Origin of the sequence: Microbacterium sufflavum, from assembly GCF_023091155.1 — a bacterium.
GTDB lineage: Bacteria > Actinomycetota > Actinomycetes > Actinomycetales > Microbacteriaceae > Microbacterium > Microbacterium sufflavum.
This window is the reverse complement of the sequence record NZ_JAHWXK010000001.1, coordinates 577,034-603,490: the sequence shown is the minus strand read 5'-3', so window position 1 is coordinate 603,490 and position 26,457 is coordinate 577,034. Positions and strand designations below refer to the sequence as shown.

The 26,457-nt window shown below is 70.8% G+C and carries 25 protein-coding genes; 9 read left to right on the top strand and 16 right to left on the bottom strand.

Annotated elements, in window-relative coordinates; all coding sequences use genetic code 11:
* Positions 1-93: 93 nt before the first annotated feature.
* From KZC56_RS03085 to KZC56_RS03075, 3 genes are read left to right on the top strand one after another with little or no spacing between them, the layout of a single operon-like run.
* The gene (locus KZC56_RS03085) at positions 94-1,389 is read left to right on the top strand and encodes an L-fuconate dehydratase (RefSeq protein WP_247637840.1); all 1,296 of its coding nucleotides are present in this window, start codon (positions 94-96) and stop codon (positions 1,387-1,389) included.
* The gene (locus KZC56_RS03080) at positions 1,376-2,341 is read left to right on the top strand and encodes an aldo/keto reductase (protein ID WP_247637839.1); all 966 of its coding nucleotides are present in this window, start codon (positions 1,376-1,378) and stop codon (positions 2,339-2,341) included. The genes KZC56_RS03085 and KZC56_RS03080 overlap by 14 nt, the downstream gene beginning before the upstream one ends.
* A gap of 16 nt (positions 2,342-2,357) precedes the next feature.
* Positions 2,358-2,777: an RbsD/FucU family protein gene (locus KZC56_RS03075; protein WP_247637838.1), complete on the top strand. Its 420-nt coding sequence runs from the start codon at positions 2,358-2,360 to the stop codon at positions 2,775-2,777.
* A gap of 120 nt (positions 2,778-2,897) precedes the next feature.
* Here KZC56_RS03075 and KZC56_RS03070 read toward each other — a convergent pair whose 3' ends face one another.
* Positions 2,898-3,899 carry a LacI family DNA-binding transcriptional regulator gene (locus KZC56_RS03070; RefSeq protein WP_136044848.1) on the bottom strand — a complete coding sequence of 334 codons (1,002 nt, stop codon included), beginning with the start codon at positions 3,897-3,899 and terminating at the stop codon, positions 2,898-2,900.
* Positions 3,900-4,085: 186 nt separating this feature from the next.
* Between KZC56_RS03070 and KZC56_RS03065 the strand changes: the two genes are divergently transcribed.
* From KZC56_RS03065 to KZC56_RS03045, 5 genes are all read left to right on the top strand, one after another.
* On the top strand, positions 4,086-4,955 hold the full coding sequence (locus KZC56_RS03065; protein ID WP_136044847.1) for a sugar phosphate isomerase/epimerase family protein: 870 nt from the start codon (positions 4,086-4,088) through the stop codon (positions 4,953-4,955).
* A gap of 190 nt (positions 4,956-5,145) precedes the next feature.
* Positions 5,146-6,648, top strand: coding sequence for a sugar ABC transporter ATP-binding protein (locus tag KZC56_RS03060; RefSeq protein WP_136036281.1), 1,503 nt, complete (start codon positions 5,146-5,148; stop codon positions 6,646-6,648).
* Positions 6,648-7,682, top strand: coding sequence for an ABC transporter permease (locus tag KZC56_RS03055; RefSeq protein WP_206252545.1), 1,035 nt, complete (start codon positions 6,648-6,650; stop codon positions 7,680-7,682). The genes KZC56_RS03060 and KZC56_RS03055 overlap by 1 nt, the downstream gene beginning before the upstream one ends.
* A gap of 157 nt (positions 7,683-7,839) precedes the next feature.
* Positions 7,840-8,844: an ABC transporter substrate-binding protein gene (locus tag KZC56_RS03050; RefSeq protein WP_136029478.1), complete on the top strand. Its 1,005-nt coding sequence runs from the start codon at positions 7,840-7,842 to the stop codon at positions 8,842-8,844.
* 126 nt (positions 8,845-8,970) lie between these two features.
* Positions 8,971-9,525 carry a VOC family protein gene (locus KZC56_RS03045; protein WP_247637837.1) on the top strand — a complete coding sequence of 185 codons (555 nt, stop codon included), beginning with the start codon at positions 8,971-8,973 and terminating at the stop codon, positions 9,523-9,525.
* Between the two features lie 126 nt (positions 9,526-9,651).
* Here KZC56_RS03045 and KZC56_RS03040 read toward each other — a convergent pair whose 3' ends face one another.
* From KZC56_RS03040 to KZC56_RS03000, 9 genes are all read right to left on the bottom strand, one after another.
* Complete coding sequence (locus KZC56_RS03040; RefSeq protein ID WP_247637836.1) at positions 9,652-10,428, bottom strand: hypothetical protein; 777 nt, start codon at positions 10,426-10,428, stop codon at positions 9,652-9,654.
* Positions 10,422-10,961: a hypothetical protein gene (locus tag KZC56_RS03035; RefSeq protein WP_247637835.1), complete on the bottom strand. Its 540-nt coding sequence runs from the start codon at positions 10,959-10,961 to the stop codon at positions 10,422-10,424. The genes KZC56_RS03040 and KZC56_RS03035 overlap by 7 nt, the downstream gene beginning before the upstream one ends.
* A 78-nt stretch (positions 10,962-11,039) precedes the next feature.
* On the bottom strand, positions 11,040-11,336 hold the full coding sequence (locus KZC56_RS03030) for a putative quinol monooxygenase (protein ID WP_136029484.1): 297 nt from the start codon (positions 11,334-11,336) through the stop codon (positions 11,040-11,042).
* Between the two features lie 48 nt (positions 11,337-11,384).
* Positions 11,385-12,353 carry a phosphotriesterase family protein gene (locus KZC56_RS03025; protein ID WP_247637834.1) on the bottom strand — a complete coding sequence of 323 codons (969 nt, stop codon included), beginning with the start codon at positions 12,351-12,353 and terminating at the stop codon, positions 11,385-11,387.
* The gene (locus tag KZC56_RS03020) at positions 12,353-13,312 is read right to left on the bottom strand and encodes a shikimate dehydrogenase family protein (RefSeq protein ID WP_247637833.1); all 960 of its coding nucleotides are present in this window, start codon (positions 13,310-13,312) and stop codon (positions 12,353-12,355) included. Before KZC56_RS03020 ends, KZC56_RS03025 begins: the two co-directional genes overlap by 1 nt.
* Entirely contained in the window at positions 13,309-14,274 is a 966-nt protein-coding gene (locus KZC56_RS03015; RefSeq protein ID WP_247637832.1) for a phosphoglycerate dehydrogenase, read from the bottom strand. The genes KZC56_RS03020 and KZC56_RS03015 overlap by 4 nt, the downstream gene beginning before the upstream one ends.
* Complete coding sequence (gene xylB / locus KZC56_RS03010; protein ID WP_247637831.1) at positions 14,274-15,764, bottom strand: xylulokinase; 1,491 nt, start codon at positions 15,762-15,764, stop codon at positions 14,274-14,276. Before xylB ends, KZC56_RS03015 begins: the two co-directional genes overlap by 1 nt.
* A 9-nt stretch (positions 15,765-15,773) precedes the next feature.
* Positions 15,774-16,349: a glucose-6-phosphate isomerase family protein gene (locus KZC56_RS03005; protein WP_247637830.1), complete on the bottom strand. Its 576-nt coding sequence runs from the start codon at positions 16,347-16,349 to the stop codon at positions 15,774-15,776.
* A gap of 132 nt (positions 16,350-16,481) precedes the next feature.
* On the bottom strand, positions 16,482-17,456 hold the full coding sequence (locus tag KZC56_RS03000; protein WP_247637829.1) for an acetylxylan esterase: 975 nt from the start codon (positions 17,454-17,456) through the stop codon (positions 16,482-16,484).
* Positions 17,457-17,563: 107 nt separating this feature from the next.
* On the opposite strand from KZC56_RS03000, the gene KZC56_RS02995 reads away from it, so the two are divergent.
* Positions 17,564-18,373 (top strand): DeoR/GlpR family DNA-binding transcription regulator, encoded by an 810-nt coding sequence (locus KZC56_RS02995; protein ID WP_136029496.1) that lies wholly within the window; start codon positions 17,564-17,566, stop codon positions 18,371-18,373.
* An 11-nt stretch (positions 18,374-18,384) separates the two neighbouring features.
* On the opposite strand, the gene KZC56_RS02990 is transcribed toward KZC56_RS02995, so the two are convergent.
* The 6 genes from KZC56_RS02990 to KZC56_RS02965 all read right to left on the bottom strand — a co-directional run bounded on the left by KZC56_RS02990 (position 18,385) and on the right by KZC56_RS02965 (position 26,224).
* A complete protein-coding gene (locus KZC56_RS02990; protein WP_240744503.1) occupies positions 18,385-19,272 on the bottom strand; it encodes a LacI family DNA-binding transcriptional regulator in 888 nt (295 codons plus the stop codon).
* Positions 19,273-19,340: 68 nt separating this feature from the next.
* Positions 19,341-21,602, bottom strand: a complete 2,262-nt coding sequence (locus tag KZC56_RS02985; RefSeq protein ID WP_247637828.1) for an FAD-dependent oxidoreductase — start codon at positions 21,600-21,602, stop codon at positions 19,341-19,343.
* A 64-nt stretch (positions 21,603-21,666) separates the two neighbouring features.
* Positions 21,667-23,076 carry a BNR-4 repeat-containing protein gene (locus tag KZC56_RS02980; RefSeq protein WP_247637827.1) on the bottom strand — a complete coding sequence of 470 codons (1,410 nt, stop codon included), beginning with the start codon at positions 23,074-23,076 and terminating at the stop codon, positions 21,667-21,669.
* Between the two features lie 10 nt (positions 23,077-23,086).
* On the bottom strand, positions 23,087-24,418 hold the full coding sequence (locus KZC56_RS02975) for a type 2 periplasmic-binding domain-containing protein (protein ID WP_136035244.1): 1,332 nt from the start codon (positions 24,416-24,418) through the stop codon (positions 23,087-23,089).
* Positions 24,419-24,467: 49 nt separating this feature from the next.
* Positions 24,468-25,373 carry a carbohydrate ABC transporter permease gene (locus tag KZC56_RS02970; protein WP_247637826.1) on the bottom strand — a complete coding sequence of 302 codons (906 nt, stop codon included), beginning with the start codon at positions 25,371-25,373 and terminating at the stop codon, positions 24,468-24,470.
* The gene (locus tag KZC56_RS02965) at positions 25,370-26,224 is read right to left on the bottom strand and encodes a carbohydrate ABC transporter permease (protein WP_205812600.1); all 855 of its coding nucleotides are present in this window, start codon (positions 26,222-26,224) and stop codon (positions 25,370-25,372) included. Before KZC56_RS02965 ends, KZC56_RS02970 begins: the two co-directional genes overlap by 4 nt.
* Positions 26,225-26,457 lie beyond the last annotated feature (233 nt).

The following is a 26,457-nucleotide window of genomic DNA, read 5'->3' as shown; positions in this document are numbered from 1 at the left end:
TGCGGCGGCCGGTCTCGTTGACAGTATAGACATCGGATGTTTACACTCCAAGGGATCCGCACGGAAGAAGTCCCGTGCATGGAGAGGAATCCCGTGAGCCGTATCGTCGCCCTCGACACCACCGACATCCGCTTCCCTACGTCCCTGAGCCTGGACGGGTCGGACGCGATGAACCCCGACCCCGACTACTCCGCCGCGTACGTCATCGTGCGCACGGATGCGGAGGACGACATCGAGGGGCACGCGTTCGTGTTCACGATCGGACGGGGCAACGACGTGCAGGTGGCTGCGATCGACGCCCTCGCGGGGCACCTGGTCGGCCGGGAGCTCGAGCCGCTGCTCGACGACATGGGCGGCACCTTCCGCGAGATCATCGGCGACTCGCAGCTGCGCTGGCTCGGGCCGGAGAAGGGCGTCATGCACATGGCCATCGGCGCCGTGATCAACGCGCTGTGGGACATCAAGGCCAAGCGCGCGGGCCTGCCGCTGTGGCAGCTCCTCGCCCGGATGACGCCGGAGGAGCTGGTCGACCTGGTCGACTTCCGCTACCTCACCAACGCCCTCACCCGCGACGAGGCGCTGGACATCCTCCGCGCCGCCGAGCCCGGCCGCGCCGAGCGCGAGCAGCAGCTGCTCGCCACCGGCTACCCCGGCTACACCACCAGCCCGGGGTGGCTGGGCTACTCCGACGAGAAGCTCGAGCGCCTGGCGCGCGAGGCGATGGCCGACGGCTTCACGCAGATCAAGCTCAAGGTCGGCGCCGACCTGCAGGACGACATCCGCCGCTTCCGCAAGGCGCGCGAGGTGTGCGGCCCCGACTTCCCGATCGCGATCGATGCCAACCAGCGCTGGGAGGTGTCGGAGGCGATCGAGTGGGTGAACGCCCTCGCCGAGTTCCACCCCGCCTGGATCGAGGAGCCCACGAGCCCCGACGACATCCTCGGGCACGCCGAGATCGCCCGCGGGGTGGCGCCCATCCGCGTCGCCACCGGCGAGCACGCGCAGAACCGCATGATCTTCAAGCAGCTGCTGCAGGCCGACGCGATCTCCGTCATGCAGATCGACGCCGTGCGCGTGGCCGGGGTCAACGAGAACATCGCGAACCTGCTGCTCGCCGCGAAGTTCGACGTGCCGGTCTGCCCGCACGCCGGCGGCGTCGGGCTGTGCGAGGCCGTGCAGCACCTGTCGATGTTCGACTTCGTCGCCGTCTCGGGCACGCGCGAGGGCCGGCTGATCGAGTTCGTCGACCACCTGCACGAGCACTTCGTCGTGCCGACCGACATCCAGGGCGGCTCGTACATGGCGCCCACCGCGCCGGGTACCGGCATGGAGATGAAGGCCGACAGCATCGCCGAGTACACCTGGACGGGTGCGCATGTCGGTGCCTGACCGCCTGGCCGTCCCGACGCTCGGCTACGGTGCCGCGAACGTCGGCAACCTGTTCCGGGAGCTGTCCGACGACGACGCCTGGGCCGTGCTGGACGCGGCGTGGGAGAGCGGCATCCGCTTCTACGACACCGCGCCGCACTACGGGCTCGGGCTGTCCGAGCGTCGTCTCGGCGCCTTCCTGCGCACGAAGCCCCGCGACGAGTACGTGCTGTCCACCAAGGTCGGACGGCTGCTGCGCCCCAACCCCGACCACGCGGGCGGTCTCGACACCGCGAACGACTTCCACGTGCCCGACGACCTGCAGCGCGTGTGGGACTTCTCGGCGGAGGGCATCCGCACGAGCCTCGACGAGTCGCGCGAACGCCTCGGCATCGAGCGCATCGACCTGCTCTACCTGCACGACCCCGAGCGCCACGACCTCGACCTCGCGCTGGCGGAGGCCCTCCCCGCGCTGGAGCAGGTGCGTGCGGACGGCGAGGTGACCGCGATCGGCATCGGCTCGATGGTGTCGGAGGCGCTCGCCGCGTCGGTGCGGGCCGCGGACCTCGACCTCGTCATGGTCGCCGGGCGGTACACGCTGCTCGAACAGCCCGCCGCGGTCGACGTGCTGCCGGCGTGCCGCGAGACCTCGACCGGCATCGTGGCGGCCTCGGTGTTCAACTCCGGGCTGCTCGCGTCGAACGAGCCGCGGCGCGACGGACGCTACGAGTACGGGCAGCTGCCCGACGAGCTGTGGGACCGGCTGGTGCGCATCGCCGCGGTGTGCGCCGACCACGGGGTGCCGCTGCCCGCGGCCGCGATCCAGTTCCCGCTGCAGTCCGACGTGGTGCGCTCGGTGGTCGTGGGCGGCAGTCGCCCCGCACAGCTGACGCAGAACGCCGAGTACGCTGCGCGGGAGATCCCGTCTGCACTGTGGGAGAACCTCGCCGCCGAGGGTCTCATCCCCGCCTGACCCGAGAGGAGCCGTCGTGCTCGAAGGAATCCACCCGCTGCTGACCGGCGAACTGCTGCTGCACCTCGACCGCATGGGGCACTCCGACGCCGTGGTCGTCGCCGATGCGCACTTCCCCGCGTGGGGGCTGGGCGCCCGGGTGGTCGACCTCCCCGGCACGACGACGCCCGAGGTCGTCGCGGCGATCCGCACGGTGCTGCCCCTCGACGATGCGCCCGGCCTCGACCTGATGGCGTCAGCCGACGGCGAGGTGCTCGACGTGCAGCGCGAGCTCATGGACGCGGCGGGCACGGCGGTCGACACGACCCGGTTCGTGGAGCGCTTCGCCTACTACGGCGTCGCGAAGGACGCGTATCTCCTGGTGCGCACGGGCGAGACCCGCAAGTACGGCAACGCCCTGCTCCGCAAGGGCGTCGTCGGCCACCCCTCCGCCTGACGATCGGTTCATGACTCAGGGGAACAGCGGGGACACCGCGCGCTACCGGCGCCGGACGCGCCCCTTCTCCGGAGGTGTGACCCGGATCCGGCGCCCACGGTGCGTGCGGTGTGATGCGGGTCAGCGGCCGCGGGTGGATTCGCGGATGATGAGCTCGGCGGGGAACGGCGGGGTCGCGGGCGGGGGAGCCGCGGGGTCGGCGAGCTGAGCCAGCAGCGCTGCACCGGCCGCGCGACCGATCTCGTAGCCGGGCTGGCGGACGCTCGTGAGCGGCACGACGCTCTGGTGCGCCTCGGCCACGTCGTCGAAGCCGACCAGCGCGATGTCCTCCGGCACGCGGATGCCGTGCCGCAGCAGCTGTGTCAGCACGCCGAGCGCCACCATGTCGTTCGCGGCGAAGATCGCATCCGGCCGTTCGTCCGCCGGTTGCGCCACGATCTCCGCGCCCGCGGTCAGTCCGTCCTCGGTGGCGAGGTGCCCGACCTCCCGCACCTCGACCTCCGCGCCCGTGCCCGCCGTGGCGTCACGCAGTCCCGCCAGGCGGTCGTTCGACTCGGTCACCGCGGGGTTGCCCAGGAAGAGGATGCGCCGCCGCCCGAGGTCGACGAGGTGCTCGCCGGCGAGCCGTCCGCCCGCGCGATCGTCGAACAGCACGGAGGCGACGGTGGCGGATTCGCGGATCGGCCCGACCACGACGGAGCGGATGCCGCGATCGGCGAGTCGCTCCAGGCGCGGCACCACGTCGCCGAGCGGGTAGATGACGATGCCCTGCACGCGATGCGCCTCGAACATGTCGATGTTGCGCTGCTCGCGGTCGGCATCCCGGTCGCTGTTGCTGAAGAAGAGCGACCAGCCGCCCTCGCGCGCCACGTCGTCGACACCGCGGGACAGCTCGTGGAAGTACGGCAGCCACGCGTCGAGGAGGATCAGCGCCAGGGCCTTGCTCGACCCCGCCCGCAGCTGCCGCGCCGATTCGTTCGGCACGAAGCCCAGCTGCTCGATGGCCGCCCGCACCTTCTCCCGGCTGCCCTCCCCGAGCACGTGGGGGTGGTTGAGGTAGTTGGAGACCGTCGAGGAGGAGACGCCGGCGAGGGCGGCCACGTCTTTCACGCTGGCGGGCATCGGTCTCCTTCGTCGGAACGGGCCGAGGCGACCCCGGCGGCGACACCAGGCTAGCCGAGGGATTGCAACGTGCCAAGAAAGTTCTTGACAGGCCGTCGTCGTCGGACGTAACGTGTGTCGAACCCGGAATTGGAACGTGCCAAGTCCGGACGGCGACGGTGCCGCACACCCGCCGGGAGAGGTCTCATGAACATCGGCTGTCACGGACTCGTCTGGACCGGAACCTTCGACGCCGACGGTATCCGCCTCGCGGTGGAGAAGACGAAGCAGGCCGGGTTCGACCTGATCGAGTTCCCGCTGATGGACCCGTTCACGTTCGACGTCGCGGCGGCCAAGGGCGCCCTCGCCGAGCACGGTCTCGCGGTCAGTGCCTCCCTCGGGCTCTCCGCGGAGACCGACGTCACGAGCTCCGACCCGGATGTGGTCGCGGCCGGTGAGGCGCTGCTGCTGCGCGCGGTCGACGTGCTGGCCGAGCTGGGCGGGACCCACTTCTGCGGCGTGATCTACAGCGCCATGCAGAAGTACATGGACCCGGTGACACCGGAGGGGCTCGCGTCGAGCCGTCGCACGATCGCCCGGGTCGCCGACCACGCCGCCGAGCGCGGGGTCTCGGTGTCGCTCGAGGTGGTGAACCGCTATGAGACCAACGTGCTCAACACCGCGCGGCAGGCCCTGGCGTACCTGGCGGAGGTGGACCGCCCGAACCTCGGCGTGCACCTGGACACGTACCACATGAACATCGAGGAGTCGGACATGTTCGCCCCGGTGCTCGACGCGGCTCCGGCGCTGCGGTACGTGCACATCGGCGAGAGCCACCGCGGGTATCTGGGCACCGGCACGGTCGACTTCGACACCTTCTTCAAGGCGCTCGGCCGCATCGGCTACGACGGGCCGATCGTCTTCGAGTCGTTCTCGTCGGCGGTGGTCGCTCCCGACCTCAGTCGCATGCTGGGCATCTGGCGCAACCTCTGGACCGACAACGACGAGCTCGGCGCGCACGCCAACGCCTATATCCGCGACAAGCTCGTGGCGGTCGACTCGATCCGGCTGCACTGAGCCGGGTCAGCGGCGACGGGATCCTCGGTCGAGATCAAGATGTTATTACAGGTCTTCCCGATCGAATGATCTTTAGATACATTTAGATACAACTTGCACCAGCCCGGGTGCAGGACGCAGAATTGATCCGATGTTTACGGCGGAATGATCCGCCAATCGCGAGACGACCTCCAAGGAAGCAGGTGAGCGCATGAGTGGACCCATCCTCAGGGTCGAGGGGATCAGCAAGGGATTCCCCGGCGTGCAGGCGCTGAAGGATGTGCACCTCGAGGTGCGCGAGGGCGAGGTGCTCGTGCTCGTGGGAGAGAACGGCGCCGGCAAGTCCACGCTGATGAAGATCCTCTCCGGCATCTACACCAAGGACGAGGGCACCATCACGTTCGAGGGCCGCGAGGTCGAGCTCACCAGCCCGCTGCAGGCGCAGGAGCTCGGCATCACGATCATCCATCAGGAGCTCAACCTGATGCCCGACCTCACCGTCGCCCAGAACATCTACGTCGGCCGCGAGCCCACGACCGGCCCGTTCCTGTCGGAGCGCAAGCTCAACACGCAGACGGCGGAGCTGCTCCAGCGCCTCGGCATCCACCTCAACCCGCGACAGCTCGTCGGCGAGCTCACGGTGGCCGAGCAGCAGATGGTCGAGATCGCCAAGGCGCTGTCGTTCAACGCCAAGGTGCTCATCATGGACGAGCCCACCTCGGCCCTCACCGACAGCGAGGTCGAGACGCTGTTCGTGCTGATCGAGCAGCTCAAGGCGCGCGGCACCGGCATCGTCTACATCTCGCACCGGATGGACGAGCTGCGGCGCCTCGCCGACCGCGTGACCGTCCTCCGCGACGGCACATACATCGGATCACTCGACAAGGCGGAGATCACGATCCCGAAGATCATCGAGATGATGGTCGGCCGCGTGATCGACGAGGGGACCCGCCCGCAGGCCCGCGAGCACCTGAACGACCCGGTCGTGCTCGACGTGCAGGGGCTGTCGACGAAGACCCTCCTGAAAGACGTGTCGTTCCAGCTGCACAAGGGCGAGATCCTCGGGTTCGCCGGCCTCATGGGCGCGGGACGCACCGAGACCGCCCGTGCCGTGATCGGCGCCGACCACCGCGACGGCGGCACCATCACCATCGGCGGGCGCCAGGCGCGGATCGCCCAGCCCGCCGACGCGGTCAAGCACGGCGTGGGCTACCTCTCCGAAGACCGCAAGCTGCTCGGGCTCATGCTCGAACAGGACGTCACGTTCAACACCGTGCTCGCCTCGCTCGGCAGCTACGCCAACGGCATCGGCTGGATGGGCGACGGCAAGGCCAAGAACCGCACCAAGGAGTACGTGCAGCAGCTGCGCGTGAAGACCCCCTCGGTCAACCAGGTCGTCAAGCTGCTCTCCGGAGGGAACCAGCAGAAGGTCGTCATCGCCCGGTGGCTGATGCGCGACTGCGACATCCTCATCTTCGACGAGCCGACGCGAGGCATCGACGTCGGCGCGAAGGAGGAGATCTACCGCCTCATGCAGCAGCTCGCCGACAGCGGCAAGTCCATCATCGTCATCTCGTCGGAGCTCCCCGAGATCCTGCGCGTCGCGAACCGCATCGCCGTGTTCGCGAACGGGCGCATCACCGGGACGCTCCGCAACGAGGAAGCCAGCCAGGAGAAGATCATGCAACTCGCAGCCCACGGGGAGGAAGACTGATGAGCACCCCACAGCAGCCCGGAGGGTCGACGACGACCATCATCCAGACGGCCGTGAACGAGAACACCGACAAGCGCGACATCGGCGGATTCCTGAAGCGCCAGTTCCAGCAGTCGCTGGCCTTCGGCACCCTGATCGTGCTGGTCATCTTCTTCTCGATCGCCAGCCCCAACTTCTTCACCTTCAGCAACATCGCCACCGTGCTGCTGTCGACCGCGGTCATCGGCATCCTCGCCCTCGGCACCACGTTCGTCATCATCACGGGCGGCATCGACCTGTCGATCGGCACCGGCATGGCCCTGTGCGCCGTGATGACCGGCGTGATCGTCACCAACCTCGGCCTCCCCGTCTGGCTGGGCGTGATCGGCGGCATCGCGACCGGTGTGCTGATGGGCCTCATCAACGGCGTGAACATCACGTTCCTCCGCCTTCCCCCGTTCATCGCCACGCTCGCGATGATGATGATCGCCGGCGGCCTCGCCCTCGTCATCTCGAACGTCGCGCCGATCTACTTCTCGACCTCGGCGCCCGACTTCAAGAAGATCGCGCTCGGCGTGATCATCCCCGGCATCCCCAACGCCGTGCTGATCACCGCCGCCCTCGCGATCGTCGCCTACCTCGTGCTGTCGAAGACGCTCCTCGGCCGCTACACCTTCGCGATCGGCTCGAACGAGGAGGCCACCCGCCTCTCCGGTGTGAACACGCGCCGCTGGACGATCCTCATCTACATGTTCGCCGGGGCCTTCACCGGAGTCGCGGGCATCGTGATCGCCTCGCGCCTCGACTCCGCCCAGCCGCAGATCGGCACCGGGTACGAGCTGCAGGCCATCGCGGCCGTCATCATCGGCGGCACCTCGCTCCTCGGCGGACGCGGCTCGATCCTCGGCACCGTGATCGGCGCGCTGATCATGAGCGTGCTCGTGAACGGACTGCGCATCATGTCGATCCAGACCGAGTGGCAGAACATCGTCGTCGGCGTGGTCGTGCTGCTGGCGGTCTTCCTCGACTCGCTGCGCAACCGGCAGCGCACCTGAGACCAGGGCGGCGGCGAAACCCGTGCCCGCCGCCGCCCCACCCGGCCCCGGCCGGACCCGCGGAGTCCCTCCGCACAGGCACCAGGAATGTCCCACAGCCGGCCCTGGCCGGCATCACACAGAACCATCCGGCTCGTACTCAAACAATGGAGTTTTCATGAAATTCGGGAAGAAGACCGCCTTCGCAGCCCTCGTGGCCGCTTCCGCGCTCGTGTTCGCCGGCTGTGCCGGCGGTGGCGGCGACGTCATCGAGGAAGGCTCCGGCTCCGGCAGCGGCAGCGGCGACGGCGAGATGTACATCGCGCTCGTCTCGAAGGGCTTCCAGCACCAGTTCTGGCAGGCCGTGAAGAAGGGTGCGGAGCAGAAGGCCGAGGAGCTCGGCGTGAAGATCACGTTCGAGGGCCCCGCCGCGGAGACCGAGATCGCGCAGCAGCTCGAGATGCTGACCGCCGCGATCGACAAGAACCCCGACGCCATCGCCTACGCCGCGCTCGACCCCGAGGCGTGCGTCGCCCCGCTCGAGCAGGCGAAGTCGAAGGACATCCCGGTGGTCTACTTCGACGCCCCGTGTGACGGCGACGTGGGCCTGAGCCTCTCCGCGACCGACAGCAAGGTCGCCGGTGCGCTCGCGGCCGAGCACATGGCCGAGCTGATCGGCGGCGAGGGGCAGGTCGCGATCGTCGGCCACTCGCAGATCAACTCGACCGGTGTCGAGCGTCGCGACGGCTTCGTCGAGAAGATCGAGTCGGACTACCCCGACATCGAGATCGTCGACATCCAGTACGGTGACGGCGACCACCTCAAGTCGGCCGACATCGCCAAGACGCTGATCGCCGCCCACCCCGACCTCAAGGGCATCTACGGCACCAACGAGGGCTCCGCGATCGGTGTCGTGAACGCCGTCAACGAGCTGGGCCTGGAGAAGGGCAAGATCACCATCGTCGGCTTCGACTCCGGCGCCGCGCAGATCAACGCGATCAAGGACGGCACCATGGCCGGCGCCATCACGCAGGACCCGATCGGCATCGGCGCGCAGGTCGTGCAGGCCGCATACGACGCCGCGAACGGCGACGACGTCGAGGAGTTCTACGACACCGGTTCCTACTGGTACGACAAGAACAACATCGACGACGACAAGATCGCCGCGGTGCTCTACGAGTGACACCCCGCTGAACCACGGAGCCCCTCGCCTTGCGGCGGGGGGCTTCGTGTTTCCGGGACAAGAGGATCATCAGGACAGGATCTGACCGCGGTGCACGGCATCCTGTGCGGAACGAAAGGATGCACCATGCCCACACCTGCTCCCGTTCCTGCCGGGTCGAACACCGTCAACCCCTTCCTCCTGACCGACGATGCCGCCCGCATCATCGATTTCGTGATCGAGGTCTTCGATGCCTCGGATGTGCCCCAGGCGCGAACGCTCGACACCGACGGCCTGATCCTGCATTCCGAGCTGCGCATCGGGGACTCGATGATCACGGTCGCCGACCGCAAGCCGGACTGGCCGTTCACCCCCGGGTTCCTCCAGGTGTACGTCGTCGACGTGGAGGCAACGCTGGCGCGGGCCGTCGCCCTCGGCGCCCGCGTCGTGACCACACCGACCGACTTCTTCGGTGACACGCTTGCGCGGTTCGTCGACCCCTCGGGCAACCTCTGGTGGGTCTACCGGCACGCCGCCCAGGAGCAGACCGACGACACGAGCGGTGAAGACGAGGCCTGGTCCACGGATGGCGCCGACACCGCCGAGGACTGGTCGAGCTTCACATCGCCGGAGTTGGACTACATCCACGAGAGCCTGGTCCAGGCGATCGCATCGCTCCGGGACCCGCGACTGCCGAGCTGACGGGATTGCAACCGTGTTGTTGATCCTCGCGCACACGCCCGTCGCCGACTCGACCTGAGCAGGGGAGGCCGGAGGACACCCCGGCGGTCTCCGTCGACGCTCCGTGCGACGGCGACGGGACGGGAGTCAGCAGCCGGCTGCGGTGGGCTGCTCGTCGCACGTGTAGCGGACGAGAGCGGACGTGGCCTCGTAGATGCGGATGCTGTGGGCGGGCCCGGCGACCGAGAGGTCTCCCGCGACGGGGAACCAGCCGTTGCCCAGGTCGACCTCGGCCGTGTAGCGGACCGTGGTGACGGCGGTGTAGGTGCCGCGGTCGCGGTAGACGTGGCTCGTCGGAGTCGGGGTGAACTGCGGCTGGTGGGCGGCGGCCCAGGTGCGGCCCCCGGTGGCGGTGGTGGCGCTGGTGCCGTCGCCGAACGTGGTGTCGAACGCGACAGGGGTGAAGCGCACCGTGACGGCCAGGTCGAGGATGGTGCCCTGCTGCGTGTGCGCGGTCGCAGCGGTGACGAAGTTCGTCGGAAGCCCGGCGACCCCGACCCCACCCGGCTCGGCCGCCGTGGCGACCGGCTCGGGAGCGAACCGGGCGAGATCCGAGATGGTGAGCGGGTCGCCGTCGGCGCTGGTGACACGGACACCGTAGATCCCGCACGAAGCCTTGTACGGGTACGGCACGGCGGCGCACGGGTCGGCCGGCTTCGGCTCGGCGCTGCCGTTCTTCCGACCGCGGGGAGCGCTGTCGCCGCGCGGTGCGGGGGTGGTCTGGGTTGCGGTGACGGTGAGGCTGGACGTACCGACGGTCGATAGCCAGGCTGATTCTTCACCGCCACCCGGGGGTGGCGATGTCGGCGGAACGGTGGTCGTCAGAGAAAGCAGGGCAAGCAGCGCCACTGTCGACGTCAGCATTCGAGCTCCTTGGTTGCATCACTCGAAACGATCGCCAATCCTGTGCTCGTCAGCGCAGGCTTCAATTGCAATTCCAGTGCCTGCCGAGGCTGCCGGTCGGTCGACACGACGGACGCTCCGGTGGAATCCAAGACATCAACGTGCGACACGTCAATGCACAGTCTGGCGGTCACGTCCTCGCCGTCGTAGGAGATGGGGGTGAAGTGATCGAAGGTGGTCTCGCCGACCCGCCTCCATCCCTCTGCGTCGTAGTAGCTGTACGCCTTCTTGGCAGAGGAAAGCGCGTCTGCTCGCAACCACTTGTAGACGTCCTCGAATGTCCTCGCGTCGGTCAGTACGGTCGCATTGCCGGCGTCGTTGTAGGCGCGATACGTGGCCTCGGCGGCGGCGAAGGCGTCCTTCTTCGAGGCGAACTGCGGGGTCGGCGTCGGAGACGGGGAGGGTTTCAGATCGGCAGTGCAGCCGGTGAGCAGGACGAGGGAGACGGCGAGGGCGGCGAGGGCGCGCGTCGAAAGGGAGTGGGGACGAGTCACCGGGCCACGGTACGTGCAACGCCGGCGCGTCGGTCCGGGTTGTCCACAGGAGCCCGCGCGCGCACCTCGGACAGGGGCTCAGACGCGGCGGAGGAAGGTGAGGATCGAGGCCGGCTCGACGATCAGCTCTTGCAGCGCGGCGTTGAACGGGACCCCGGCGGACGCCGCGAGGTGCTCCTGGAACGCGGCCTCGTCGCGGTACACCTCGTATACGAAGAAGCGGTCGGGGTCGTCGACGAGTCGCGTGGCGTCGAACACCACGTTGCCCTCCTCGGCGCGGACGATCTCGGCGAACTCCCGCAGGAGTGCGGCGACCCGGTCGGCTGCCCCGGGCTTCGCGGTGAAGACGGCGTGCAGGATGGTGGGTTCGGTCATGGGGGCTCCTCGGGTGGAGGCGACGAGACGGCGTCGGGCGGCGCGGTCTCAGTGGTCGAGGGTGAGCAGTCGTGCGGGCGTGTGCACGAGCATACGCTGCACGGCCGCATCGCCGACCGCGTCGCGCAGTCGCGGCAGGTACCGGTCGCCGAGGTAGGCGAGCCCGGGCATCCCGCCGTAGGCGATGTACCGCGTGCGCCGGGCGACGTCGCCGCCGAGCACGATGCGGTCGCCCGCGCCGCGTTCCACCACGGCGGCGGTCAGGGCCAGCAGTTCCGCGTCGGATCGGGTGCGCGGACGGGCGAAGCCGTCGTAGCCGAGGTGGGCGCCGCGCTCCGCGAGCGACACGTGAAGTCCGGGGTCGGGGTCGCGGTCGGCGTGGGCGAGCACGACCCGATCGCTCGCCACGCCCTCGGCCGCGAGCAGATCGAGCACCTCGTGCGCCGCCGTGCAGAACTCCAGGTGCACCATGACGGGGGCACCGGTCTCGCGGTGCGCGGCCGCCACCGCGCCGAGGGTCGTGCGCTCGAACGGGCTGATGCGCCAATAGTCGATGCCCGCCTTGAGCATCCCCGCGCGCACCGGGGCGCCCGTGGGCGAGGTCGCGACGGGCACATCGGGCGCGGCGAACACCGCGTCGTCGGAGGCGGGCATGCCGCGGGTGAGGTCCGCCACGAACAGCGCGGACAGCCGCTCCGCGTCCCACACCTGCATCGGGTGGTCGTCGCCGTAGTGGGCTTCGCGGTGCCGCCCCGTGGTCGCGACGATGCCCAGTCCGGTCGCCGCGCTGATGCGGACCAGGGCCTCCGGGTTCCGGGCGAGCCCGAACGGCGTGGCGTCGACCATCGCGTCGAAGCCGCTCGTCTGCAACGCCGCCGCCTCGTCGCCCGACGCCTGCTCGTCGTCGAGCTCGTCGCCCGGCAGCAGCGGCGACACCTGGAACAGGTGCTCGTGGTAGTTCACGCGCCCGAGCTCCGACGCGTCGACGTCGCCGAGCACCGTGCGCACGACGGGCATCAGCGCACCGACTCCGCTGCCGCGGCCAGCCGCTCCACGGTCTCGGGCGTCAGCTCCAGCTCGAACACGTCGGCCACCACCTGCGACCAGCCGTGGATGAAGTAGCGCCAGCCGTCGACCACGTGCAGGTCGCGCGACGCGCGCTGCGCCTCGGCCTGGTGCAGGAACTCCAGCGACCCGCGGTAGTTGAACTCCCACGCGTACGCGCCCGCGGGGAACACGACCGCGTCGCTGAGCGGCGAGCCGGGACGGTCCTTGCCGAGCCCCGTGGCGTTCGCGATCACGGAACCCGCGGGCGCCGCCGCCACCAGCGCATCGGCCTCCTCCGGCGTCTCCGTCACCACGTAGCGCAGCAGGCCGTCGGGGGTGCCGTGCTGGCGGTGCACCTCGCGCAGGTGGTCGAGCTTGTCCTGCGTGCGCGCGGTCACCGTGATGCGGGCGGGGGCGTCGGTGCGCTCCGCAAGGGCCCAGCTGAGCGCGGTGCCCGAGCCGCCCGCACCCAGGATGACGACCTCCGCCCCGGTGCGGGCGAAGTGGTCGGCGGGCAGGAAGTCGTTCAGGGCGAGGTCGACCGTGATCGGATCCTTCGCGCGGCCCGACAGGCGCGAGCCCCGCTTGGCGATGCTGGAGATCTCGGAGCACGACACCGCGAACGGGTCGAGCTCGTCGAACAGGTCGGACGCCGCCGCGTACACATTCATCTTGTGCGTGGTCACCAGGGCGCCCCGGTGGTGGGGGTCGTCGCGGATCTGCTCCACCATCGCGCGGTACTGCGCGGGGTCGGCGTCCATCGGCAGGTCGTGGCCCACGAGCCTGCGGGTCGGGAGGTCGAGGATGTCGGCCCAGAGCGGGAACACCTTCATGATCGACGACGAGGCGGTGGTCACGCCCACGAACCCCATGTAGTCGGCGGTGGCGGTGTCCGCGGCGGGTGCGGCGGTGTCGGCGGTGGTGGTCATCGCATCTCCTGGGGAACGGGCACGGGGTGGGCGGGCTCGGCGCCGCGCAGCACGGCGATCACGTCGTCGAGCGACAGGGAGCCCATGTTGTCGACGGCCTGGGTGGTCTGCGCACCGAGGTGGGGGGTGACGATCACGCGGTCGACGAGATCGGCCGCGAGCAGCGGACTGTCGTGGGCGGCGGTGTCGCCGTCGAGCGTGTCCGCCGCGTAGCCGGCGAGCGTGCCGTCGCGCAGGGCCTCGGCCACCGCCTGTTCGTCGACCAGGTCGCCGCGAGCCGTGTTCACCAGCGCCGTGCCGCGGCGCATGTCCGCGAGGCGCTCGGCGTCGACCAGCCGCTGTCCGCCCGGCGCGTGCAGGGTGATCACGTCGGCCGCGCGGAACAGCTCGTCGAGCGGGACCGGCTCCGCGCCCTGCGCCCGCACGAGCTCGACGGGAAGGAACGGGTCGGCCGCGAGCACCCGGGAGCCGAAGCCGCTCAGGCGCCGCGCGACACCCTGGCCGATACGGCCGAAGCCCACGATGCCCACGGTCGCGGCGCCGAGCTCGCGGCCGCGCCGCACACCCCAGTCGCCCGCTCGCACCCGGCGGTCGCCGTCTGGCACGAACCGGAGTGCCGCGAGCATGAGTCCCACCGCGTGGTCGGCGACCGCGTCGGCGTTGGCGCCCGGGGTGTTCGTGACGGGGATACCGCGCTCCCGGGCCGCCGCGAGATCGACGGCCTCGGTGCCCACGCCGTAGCGCGCCACCACCTTGAGCTTCGGTGCCGCGGCGAGGTGCGCCTCGGTCACGGGACCGGTGCCCGCGATCCACGCGTCGGCCCCGTGCAGCAGCGACCGCAGCTCGTCGAGGTCGTGATGCGCGGGCCCGCGGAGGATGCGGTGCCCCGCCCGCGCCGCGCGCTCCACCAGGTCGAGGTCGCCGTCGGAGAACGAGCGACTGGTGACGAGGATGACGCCCATCAGCGTGGCCGTCCGGCGAACCAGGGCGCGAGCGCGGTGTAGGCGTCGGCGAACCGGGCATGCCGTTCGGCGTACACCGCGTGCCGGGCGGGGTCGGGCGTGAACTCGGCTGTGACCTCGCTCAGCGCCCGCGCCGCCGAGAAGTCGGTGAGCCCGAGACCCACGGCTCCGGTGACCGCCGCGCCGAGGCTGTTCGCCTCCTCCACGATCGTGCGCCGCCGCACGGGAACGCCCCACACATCCGCGAGCACGGAGAGGTACACGTCGCTCTGGGCCCCGCCGCCCACCGCGTCGATGCGGTCGATCACGGCGCCCGACTCCCGGAACGCCTGGATGCACGTGAGCAGGTTGAACGCGGTGCCCTCCAGTACGGCCCGCACCAGGTGTGCCCGGCCGTGATGGCGCGCGAGACCCACGAACGCCCCGCGGGCGTCCGGGTCCCACAGCGGAGAGCGCTCGCCGAGCAGATAGGGGAGGAAGTAGAGGTCGTCGGTGTCGACGTCGGCCGAGGCCTCGGCGGTCAGGCGCCCGGTCTCGGGGTGCGCGGGATCGGGCGACAGCGCCTCCGCGATCCACTGCACCGACGCGCCGCCCGCCTGCATGGTGGCCGTCGGGACGAACGAGCCGGGCACGACGTTGTCGAACGTGAAGGTGCGCATGGCCGGGTCGTGCAGCGGGGCGTCCGCCGCGAACGAGATCCACGACGAGGTGCCCAGGCAGACATAGGCGCCGTCCTCGGGGGCCACGACGCCGGAGCCGACCGCGGCCAGGGGTCCGTCGCCGCCGCCCATCACCACGCGCACGCCGGTGTGCAGGCCCAGGGCCTCGGCCGCCGCGGGGGTGAGGGGACCTGCGATCTGCGTCGACTCCAGGATCTCGGGGAACAGGGCCGGGTCGAGCCGAGCGGCTGCCAGCACCTCGCTCGACCACGTGCCGGCGGCCTGGTCGTAGGCGTTCATGCCCGAGGCGTCGGAGCGGTCGGTGGCCAGGCGCCCGGTGAGCCGCAGCACGATGAAGTCCTTCGCGACGCACACCCGGCGCACGCGCGACCACACGTCGGGCTCGTTGTCGCGCACCCACATGATCTTCTCGACCGAGTAGGTGGGGTTCAGGCGGTGGCCGAGGATGCCGTACGCCCGCTCGGCGCCGAGCACGGCCTCGAGCTCGCGCTGCTGCGCACCGGCGCGGGTGTCGGCCCAGATGATGGCGGGACGCGCGGGCTCGCCGTCGCCGTCGAGCAGCACGGCGCCCATCATCTGTCCGCTCACCACGAGCCCCGCGACGTCGGAGGGTGCGGTGGCCGTGCGTGCGAGCAGGTTGCGGGTGGCGGCGACGACCGCGTTCCACCAGTCGTCGGGGTTCTGCTCGGCGATCCCGCCCGCGGCGAAGTGTGCGGGATACGGCACCGTGACCGCGGCGATCAGGCGGCCGTCGTCATGGTGCAGCGAGGCCTTGTTGCCGGTGGTGCCGAGGTCGTGCGCGATCAGCATGGCCGGAGCCTATTCCGCGTACGGGCGCAGGTCGACGCCGGACTCCGCACGGTAGGCGCGCGAGCCCATGCCGTGCTCCAGCACCCACCCGTAGTCGTGCCCCGCGCCGCCCGGGTAGACGGCGAGGAAGGCGTAGGGCTCGTCGCCGGTGTTGACCGAGCGGTGCGCCCAGCCCGGGGGGATGTAGCCGATGGTGCCGGGGAGCATGTCGAGCCACTCGGTGCGCTCGCCGTCGAACATGAGCAGTCCGCCGCGGCCCTTCAGCGCCAGGTAGATCTCGCCCTGGTGGTCGGGGTGCTGGTGGCCCTTCGTCATCCACAGCTCGCCCGACGTGTCGCCGGGCATGATCGTCGTGATCGACTGCGGCAGCTCGCGGTCGACCTCGGGCACGGGGGAGCTGACGACGGTGTAGACCACCGGGTCGTCGCCCGATGCGGAGGCGGCCCAGGCGTCGTGATCCCGGAACAGGCCCTCGAGGTCGGACATCCGCCGCGTGAGCGTGGGGCCCTCGGGGGAGAGCGTCAGCTTCTCGGCGTCGAAGGTGATGGCCATCGGCGGGATCGGCGGGGTCTGGTACTCGGGCATCGATGCTCCTCGGACGGGATGCTGCGGCGCTGCGCAACCTGTAATGACAAGCTCACTGTACCTGTTATGACAGGTTGCGTCCAGTGCTCGCGTGCGCGGACCCGCGTGCGCGCCTGCGGCATCTCCGGGCGCTCACCGGGCGAGCACGCGCTCCAGATGTTCCCGGCCCTCGCGGATCGCCGCCGCCGTGACGGCCGCCCACCCGGGGTACTCGGCGTGCCCGGCTGGGAGTACGGCGAGCTCGACCTCGCGGGCACCGGCGGCCACGGCGAACTGCCCCTGCGGCGGCACGTACTGGTCCCACAGGGCGGCCTCCACGCGCACCGGCATGCGCGCGAAGCCGATGCTCGTGGAGGAGTCGAACCAGCGCAGCACCTCCCGCGCCTCGGGGTGGCGGCGCACGTGCTGCCGCACGGTCTCGCCGCTGCCGAGGCACCGCACGGCGAGGCGCTCGTCGTACTGCCCGAAGCTCGGCACGATGAGCGTCGCGCCCACGAAGCGCTCGTCCCAGGGCAGCGCCAGCGCACCGATGCCGCCGCCGAAGCTCTCACCGACGTAGTACAGCGGCAGCTCCCCGACGAGGGCGGACAGGGCGTCGGCCGCCAACCACAGGTCGCGCGCGCAGAGGCCGAGCACGTAGCGCTCCGGGTCGTCGATGCCGGCGAGCACGTGCTCCGCGGTCGACTCGGGTGCGCCCACCCCGGCGTTGAGGGCGCCGAGGCCGCGGGCGACCGGGAAGATCGCCGCGAGGCCCTCGGGCACGCGCGCGAGGTCGACCTCCTCGCGGCCGCCGTAGCCGTGGCTGTGGACGACGCCGGCCCGCGGTCGCCCGTCGAGGGGCTCCACGACCCAGGCCCGCAGACGCACGCCGTCGACGCCGCTGTGCTCGACCACCGACACCCTCCGCCCGTGCTCGACCGCCGACGACAGCACGACGGGAGCCGCGTCCACCGCGGCGGCCTCACGGCGCCAGCGCCGCCACCGCTCCGCGAAATCCGGCGGCGCGGGCGCGGGCGCGACCGCGCGGAGGTCGGCCTCGGTGCGTCCGTAGCGGCCGTCGAACGCGGCAGCGGGGAACCAGGTGGCGTAGGGCTCGGGGAGGGTCATGCGACGTCGGGGATCCTGTTCCGGGAGTGGGGCGGGCGGGGGTGCGTCGACCCCGGCGGGCCGTGGGGGCGCGTGGCAGACTGGAGGCCCCACCGGAAGGAGACCGCGTGCTGGTCACGGAGCGACGCGAGCGCATCCTCGCCCTCACCCGCGACCGCGGTACAGCCTCCATCGGCGAACTCGCCGCCACGCTGCAGGTGAGCGAGATGACGGTGCGGCGCGACATCGACCAGCTCGCCGAGGAAGGCGCCGTCGAGCGCATCCGCGGGGGCGTGCGCGTGCGCGGCCCGCAGCGGCTGCTCCCGGCTCCCGCGATCTCGGACGAGCGGCGCGCGATCGTCGCCGCGGCCGCCGCGCTCGTGGAGCCCGGCATGGCCGTCGGCATCTCCGGGGGAGCCACCGCGCTGGCCCTGGCCCGCGCGCTCGTGCAGGTCCCCGAGCTCACGGTCGTCACCAACGCGCTCCCGGTGTCCGACCTCTTCTCGCCGCCCGAACGCGCCGACGCGCCCTACACGCAGACCGTCGTGCTCACCGGGGGCGTCCGCACGCCGTCGCAGGCCCTCGTCGGCCCCGTGGCCGTGCGCGCGCTCGAGCACCTGCACTGCGACCTCGTCTTCCTCGACGCGCACGGCCTCGACGTCCAGGCGGGCATGACCACGATGAACCTGCTCGAGGCCGAGACGAACCGCGCGCTCATGGCCGCCGGCCGCGAGGTCGTGGTGCTCGCCGAGCACGACCGCTGGGGCGTGGTCGGTCTCACGACGGTGGCCGACCTCAGCGACATCGACCGTCTCATCACCGACGACGGGCTCGACGACGCGGCCAGGGAGGCGCTCGACGCCCACGTCGGAACCCTGCACCTCGCGCCGCGCGACGCCGGCGACGAGCGGGCGCTCGCCACGGCCCTGGCGGACTGAGTCCGCGACGGTCATCGAGCCGTGCTCGCCCGACGGACGAGCCGGGCATCGACGGTCACGTGCCGCACCGGGAGGTCGGCTCCGGGCGGGGCGGCGATCTGACGCTCCAGCTCGGTGAACGCGGCATCGACGAGCTTCTCGTGGTCGGGGGCGATCGTCGTGAGCGCGGGGACCGCGAAGCGCGCGGCGCGGATGTCGTCGATCCCCACCACCGCGACATCGGCCGGCACCCGTCGCCCCCGCGCCTGCAGGGCAGCGAGAGCGCCGAGGGCCACCGAGTCGTTCGAGCACACGAGGCCGTCGAGGTCGGAGATCGCGGCCGCCATGGCCCCCGCCACCCGCTCGCCCTCCTCCGCCGTGAACGCATCGACCTGTGCGGTGAGGACGGGGTCGGCGGGAAGCCCCGCAGCCGCGAGGGCCTCCAGGTATCCGGTGTGCCGCCGGTCCGCCGCATCCGAGGGGCGCGCGTCACGGCGCCCGACGAAGCCGATGCGACGACAGCCGACCGCCAGGAGATGCTCGGTGGCCGTGAACGCCGCCGCGCGGTTGTCGATCGTCACGTGCGTGAACGGGCTCACCTGGATGTGCTCGCCCAGCAGCACGAGCGGGCCCGGCGACGTGCGGCGGGTGAGGTCGGCCACCGTGAGGGAGCGCGGGATGTGGATGAGACCGTCGATCGGCGGGAGCCCCACACCGTTCGCGACGTCGATCTCGCGGCCGTGGTCGCCCTCGGTCTGGACGATGAGCACGGCGAGACCGCGCTCATCGGCGGCGCGCACGATGCGCGACCCCAGCTCGGCGAAGTAGGGCTCCTCCAGGTGCGGCACCGCGAGCGCGATGAGGCCCGTACGGGTGGCGCGCGCGGCGGGGAGCACGCGGCCGCCGGGCGAGGTGGTCACCTGCGGCCTCCTGGAGGGACGACGGTCGCCGCCGTGCCGGCGGATGCCCTTCACGTTAGCGCTCTCCGTCACGATTGCACCCGGAACGCGACGACCCTGGCCTCCGCGGCGCCGTTCGTGCGCTCCACCACGAGGCGCGCCGCGGTGAACGGCCCGAGGTCGGCGGGGAGCGGGTGCACCCGCAGTCGATGGCGGTTGTCGTGCTCCTCGGCGACCACGCGCCACTCGTCCGCACCGGGCGCCTGCACCTCGACACGGTAGTCGCGCACGAGCGGGGGCATCACCTCGTCGGGGCTGCGGTGGTGGTGCAGCGTGTTGAGCTCGAGGTCGACGTCGTCGTCGAACACCAGGCGCACCTCCGCGGCTTCGACGGGGTGCTCCCAGTCCAGGCGGAGCCAGGCGGGCCCGTCCGCCGCGGGGTCCGACGCCCACAGGTGGGGTCCGCCGAAGGGCCGGTTGTACCCCGACGTCGCCCGCTCCGGGGCCAGCGCCTCCGAGGGCGGGCTCGTGCGGAACACGGGGCTGCGTCCGCGCAGGGGCTTCGTCGGCCACTGCACCAGCAGGCCGTCGCGGTCGACCTCGACGTTGCGGTCGTCGTTGTCGACGCGGTGCACCAGCGTGAGCACGCCGGGCGGCAGCGGAGACGTCAGGTGCGCGTGCACGCCAGGGGCGGCCCTCACCACGACGATCGCGTTCTGGGGCTCGTCCGGGGCGAACGGGGTGTCCGCGCGCACCCACGAGGGTCCGCCGGCCGGAACCTCCACCACGGTGCGGTGCTCGAGCCGCGCGGGCACGACGTTCTGCGGGCGACCCGTCGACCACACCTCGACGGTGACCTGCGTGTCGGCCTCGGCGGAGAGCAGGAGCTCGGTCGTCTCCAGTCGCGGATGCACCGGAACCACGATGCCGAGGTCTTCGACGAGCGCGTGCGGGACGGCGTCCGCGGTGGCGCTCGCCGCGGTGCCGATGGTGCGCAGCGTGCTGGAGGCGGTCACGGCGGCGGTGCGGGCGAGGTCGGAGTCGTCCTCGTTGGCGACGCCGATGAGGCTGGCGTCGGCGCGCAGCAGCGTCTGGCGCAGCTCCGCGCGGTGCTGCTCGTACAGCTCGCGCGGGGTGGCGTCGAACGCATAGCAGAGGGCGGCGGCGGTGCCCGCGGCCTCACCCATCGCGGCGCAGGTGGCCATGACCCGCGCGGCCCCGAACGCGATGTGCGTCGCGGAGATGTCGCGACCGGCCATGAGCAGGTTGTCGACGTTGACGGAGTACAGCGACCGGAACGGGATCTCGAACACCCCGTCGGAGAAGCGCTGCACCGCGCCGGCGCCCGACGCGTACATGCCCTCGGCGGGGTGCAGGTCGATGGACCAGCCGCCGAACGCGATGCCGTCGTCGAACGACGTCTGCTCCAGGATGTCCTGCTGGCGCAGCGTGTAGTCGCCGATGAAGCGGCGGTACTCGCGCTTGCCGGGGATGTTCCCGATCCACTCCAGGGTGAGGGTGTCGGCGTCGAACTCGCCGGAGTTCTTGATGTGGTCCCAGATACCCAGGATCACGGAGCGCAGCTCGTCGCGGATCGCCTCGTTGTCGTCGACGATGTCGAGCGTGCCACCCCATTCGATCCACCAGTAGTGGGCGCCGCTGTCGCCGCTGCGGATGATGCGGGAGGACGGGATCGGCGTCGTCGAGATGTCCTTCGCGCTCTCGGGGGCGACGTACTTGACCGGGTGCCCGAGGTCCTTCGTGTAGAACAGCAGCGTCGAGCCGAGGAACTCCCGCACCGGCTGCTCGGGGGCCCAGTCCTCGCCGAACTCGCTCCTGCTCTCCTTGCCGAGCCGGTGCCGCGCACCGACCAGGCGCCCCACCAGGCCGTCGCCCGTGCAGTCGATGAACAGCGGGGCACGGAACACCGTGCGGATCTCCGAGCCCATCGTCCACCCGGTGACCGACCGGACCCGACGGGCGTCGTCGGGTCCGGTGGCCTCGGCCTCGAGCACCTCGGTGTTGAGGAAGAGGGTGAGGTGGGGCTCCCGGCGCACGATGTCGAGCACCACGTCGTCCCAGTACACCGGGTTGCCCTCGGGATTGCGGTACTGGTTCTCGCGGTACATCTCGCCGATGATCCCGGTCTCGCGCGCCCAGCGCTGATTGCCGTGCGCGGTCGCCCCGCACACCCACACCCGCACCTCCGACGAGGAGTTGCCGCCGAGCACCGGCCGGTTGTTGATCAGCACGGTACGTCGGCCGAGGCGGGCGGCCGCGACGGCGGCGCTCACTCCGGCGAGGCCGCCGCCGACGACGATGATGTCGGCTTCGACGGTCTGGGTGCGCATGGGGGTCCTTTCGGGGGTGGGGAGAGGGGTGCCGCTCAGAGGGCGGCTGCGGCGACGGCGGTGGTCACGAGCCCGTGTCCGTGCAGCCGCCGGCGTCGCCGCGCAGGGCGGACACGATCGCGGCGAGGGAGGTGCCGCCCTGCTGCCCGTCGCGCGGCACCTCGGCGTGGCGGAGGGTGCCGCCGCCCGGAACCGCGGGTGCGCTCAGGTACACCACATCGGTGCCGTCATCGCGCGTGGCCGCCCGGAGGCGCTGCTGCCCGGTGACCGGGTCGCCGACGGCCTCGACCGCCCAGCCCGACGCGCCGGACGTGTGCGACAGCAGCACCGTCTGCGTGCGGGTCACTCCGCAGTCCTGCACCGACACCACGGCGTAGACACGGGTCTCGGAGCCCGCGGTCGTGGTGTCCAGCGCGGCGATCGTCTGCACGCCGCTGCCGAGGGCGCCGGTGTCCACGAGGGTCTCGCTCGTCCAGGCCGAGCCGTTCCAGGTGGCCCAGCGCACGTCGAAGTCGTTCTCGGTCGTGTCGGCGTAGCGGTAGGTGACACCGACCAGCGCGCCGTCGGCGATCGCCATCTTCGCGGTCTGCACGGCGGGCACGGCGTCGCCGATGGTCTCGCCCTGCTCGTGCCCGCGCCACACGACCGCCCCGGGGGTGTCCGGACGGATCGGGGTGGGCAGGGCCTGGCCGGCGACGTCGCGGAAGCCGCCCGTGGCCGGGTCGTACACCGCGTACGAGCCGAGGTGACGGTAGGGATCGGCGGGCCAGGGCCCCCACTCCCACAGCACGTGCACCCTGCCGTCGGCATCGACCTCGAGGTCGTCCGGGTAGAAGGAGTGGTTGACGGCGGCGGCGATCACGGTCTCGCGGGCCCACGTGCCGACGGCGGGATCGTAGTGGTACAGCACGCCGTCCCTGCGGGCCTGCGGGTCGGCGCCGACGCGGACCATGAGCCATACGTCCCCGTCCGCGCCCTGGGCGGTCACCGGGTACGAGATCGCGGCACCGGCGTCGGGCATCTCGGCGCTGACGTCGACGAGCGAGGTGACGTCGAACGGCGTCGTGGAGCGGAAGTACTTCCAGGGCTCGTGGTGCATCGACACGAACGCGTGGATGTGTCCGTTCCCGTCGACGGCGAGCGACGGCTGGTTGTGGCCATTGTCGTCGTCGTACTCGGCGCAGACGCCCGTGGCGAGCTTCAGGCACCCCGAGGTCCACGTGCCGTCCGCGGCGCGCACGGCGACGTTCACCCGGTGCTTCGCGGCGACCGAGCCCGGCACGTTGTAGGCGAAGAAGGTGCGGTCGCCGACGACGACGAGCGGGTTCCACCAGCCGGACTGGTTGGAGCTGTCGACCGTGACGGGCAGGGTCTCGACGGTGGTGGTCGTGACGTCGGCCTGTGCGGGCACGGCGAGCGCGACGGCGGCGACCACGGCGGCGACGGCGGCGCCGGTCTTCGAGCGGAAGGACATGGCGGCGGCCTCAGCCCAGCAGCTTCTGCGCTTCGTCGCCGGCCTGGGACATGGCGTCCTTGGCGCTCTGCTGGCCCACGAGCACGGCCTGCACGCGGTCGGCGATGGCGGTCTCGATCTGCGCGTACTGGGGGAACTGCCAGAACGGGTTGGTGGTGGCGGTCGCGGTGATCTTCTCCGCGAAGCGGGCGCCGAACGCATCGGACGAGACGACCTCGGACGTCTGGGCCTCTTCGGTCACGGGCGGCAGGCCCCGCAGCTCGTAGTCGCCGAGCACGGCGTCGAGGTCGCTCGTGGCCCACTGCCCGAAGTCGGCGGCGGTGCGGGCGCTGTCGCCCTCGCCTCCGCCCACGATCGCGATCGCGCCGCCCCACACGAGCGCGCGCGGGGTGTCGCCCTTCTTCAGGACCGGCCGCGACTCGGGCACGAGCTTGGACGCGAGGTCCGGGTCCGGCGAGTCCTTGGTGACGGAGCCGCGGCCCACCGGGGCGTCGTCGTAGATGGCGGCACGCCCCTGCGCGAACAGGGAGCGGGCGTCGAAGCGGTCGACGTCGGCGGCGATGAGGCCCTGGTCGTACAGCGACTTGTACCAGGACACCGCCTCGATGCTCGCGTCGTCGCCGATCGTGACCTCGCCGTCCTTGACGAGGTCGCTGCCGAAGGTCTGCATCCAGATGAGGATGTCTTTGAGCTGGGCGGCCTTGGTGGAGGCGGCGTAGGGGATGAGCCCGCCGCCGAGACCCTTGAGCTTCTTCAGCGACGACTCGAAGTCGTCGACCGTGGTCGGGAACTGCGAGATGCCGGCCTTGTCGAGGATCTCGGAATTGGTGATGAGGCCGATCGCGCCGATGGTCCACGGGAACGCGTACTGCACGCCGTCGAGCTGAGTGGCCTCGAGGCTGGAGGCCGTGTAGCCGCGGTCCTTCGTGAGCGCCGAGACGTCTTCGAGCTTGCCGAGGGCGGCGAGGGAGGCGAGCCAGGCGACGTCGACGTGGGCGGCGCCCGTGAACTGCCCGCCGCGCACCTGCAGCATGAGCTGCTTGAAGTACTCGTTGTAGGGGAACGACACCTCGGTGATGCCGACCTTCTGGGCGCTGGTGTAGCCCTCCAGCAGGGCGCGGGTGGCCGGGGCCGCGGCCTCTTCGGTGAGCGACCAGCTCGAGAACGAGAAGTCGGTGGCGGTGAAGTCGCCGGTGCCGAAGGCGGAGCCGGCGGACGACGCGGGGCTGGTGGAGCCGCTGCCGCCGCCGCTCGGCATGCAGCCGGCGAGCAGGAGGCCGGCGGCGCCGAGCCCGGCGAACTGGAGGAGCTGGCGACGGGAGACGGTGGTGTTCTCGGACATGGGGGTGCTCTCTCTTCTTCGAGGGACTGCGGGTGAGGGGTGGTGCGGGTCAGCCCTTGACCGCGCCGGCGGTGAGACCGCCGACGAGGAAGCGCTGCAGGGCGATGAACGCGATGGCCACGGGGAGCGAGACCACGAGCGAGGCCGCCATGAGCTCCGGCCAGGCGGTCGACGCCTCGCCGATGAACGTGTTGACGAGGCCGGGCGGCAGGGTCTGCTTGTCGGGTCCGGCCAGGGTGAGGGCGAAGATGAAGTCGTTCCAGCCGCGGACGAACGCGAACAGTCCGGCGGCGATGAGGCCGGGGGCCGCGAGCGGCAGGACGATCGAGTGGATGATGCGCATCCGGGAGGCGCCGTCGACGCGGGCGGCCTCGATGAGCTCGTCCGGGATCGTGTCGAAGAAGCCCTTCAGCATCCACACGCACAGCGGCAGCGTGAACGTGGTGAACGACAGCACCAGCGCCGTGTAGGTGTTCAGCAGCCCATAGGCCGAGAACACCGCGTAGAGGGTGATGAGCAGCAGCGCCTGCGGGAACATCTGCGATGCCAGCACGAAGTACATGAGGCTGCGGCGCCCGCGGTAGCGGAACTTCGAGAACGCGTAGCCCATGTAGGCGGAGACCAGCACCGAGAGGATCGCGGTGATGACCGAGACCACGATGCTGTTGCGGAGGTAGCCGAACAGCGCGGGGTTGTTCGCGAGCGCGGCATAGGCCTCGAAGGTGATCTCCGTGGGGAAGAGCTTGGGCGGGTAGCTGAACACCTCGGTGCGCGGGGTGAGGGAGGTCGCGAGCAGCCAGTACACGGGCAGCAGCGCGAACCCGCCGAACACGACCACGGCGATCCAGGCACTGATGGTGGAGGCGCGGCGGTCGGCGCGGGTGCGGCGGCGCCGCGGGGGAGCGGGCGGGGCGGCGACGGCGGTCACCGTCTCCTCGGTCAGCACGGCGGTCATCGCTTCTCTCCCTTCTCGGACAGGCGGACGTAGACGACGACGAGCGCCATCAGCAGGACCATCCAGAGGAGCCCGATCGCGCCGGCGTGACCGAGGTCGAAGCCGTCGAACGCGGTCTCGTACACCGCCGTGGCGAAGGTCTGGGTGGAGCCGGCGGGGCCGCCGCCGGTGAGGACATAGATGATGTCGAAGTGCTGGAAGTTCCAGATGAACTCCAGCAGGATCACGAGCCCGATGATGCCGCTCATCTGCGGGACCGTGATGGAGAAGAAGCGGCGGATGGTCCCGGCGCCGTCGATCTCCGCGGCCTCGTGCAGTTCGATCGGGACGGTCTGCAGGCCGGCGAGGAGCATGACCATCATCCAGGGGAACGACTGCCAGGTCTTCGCGACGATGACGGCGATCATGGCGGTGGTGGGGTTGGCGAGCCACGCCTGCGGGGAGTCGATGAGTCCCACGGTCTCCAGGGCCGCGTTGAGCACGCCGTAGTTGGCGTTGAAGATCCACATCCACAGGAACGACACGACCACGCCGGGGATCAGCCAGGGGATGAGCATGAGGCCGCGCAGCACCTTGGCGCCGCGGATGCGCGTGTTGAGGGCGAGCGCGAGACCGAAGCCGATGACGAACGGCGCGATGGTCGTGCCGAGCGTGAAGACGAGGGTCTGCACGAGGAGCTGGACGAACTCCCCGGTGAGGACGTCGACGATGTTCTGGAAGCCGACGAACTCGCGTCCCGGTTCGACGAGGCTCTGCTTGTAGAACGCGGTGATCAGCGCGGTGATGAGCGGGTACACGACGACCGCGGCGAGGAGCGCGAGGCCGGGGGCCGTGAGGAGGAGCGCGAACATCCCGTCGGAGAGGCGACGGGGGCGGCGACCTGTTCCTATCTGTGAGGAAATGGTCTGTTCTGTCATCTAGGTCATCCTTGGCCTGGGGTGATGTGTCCGCACGCTCGCGGTGCGGTCTCGGGCTTCCTCAGTATTTCCGGCAGATTACGGACTCGTCAACCGGAGAGCCCAAGAGTGATGAATTGGTATGAACTGTGAAATCTGTGAAGCGCTGCACATGCTTAAGAATCGAT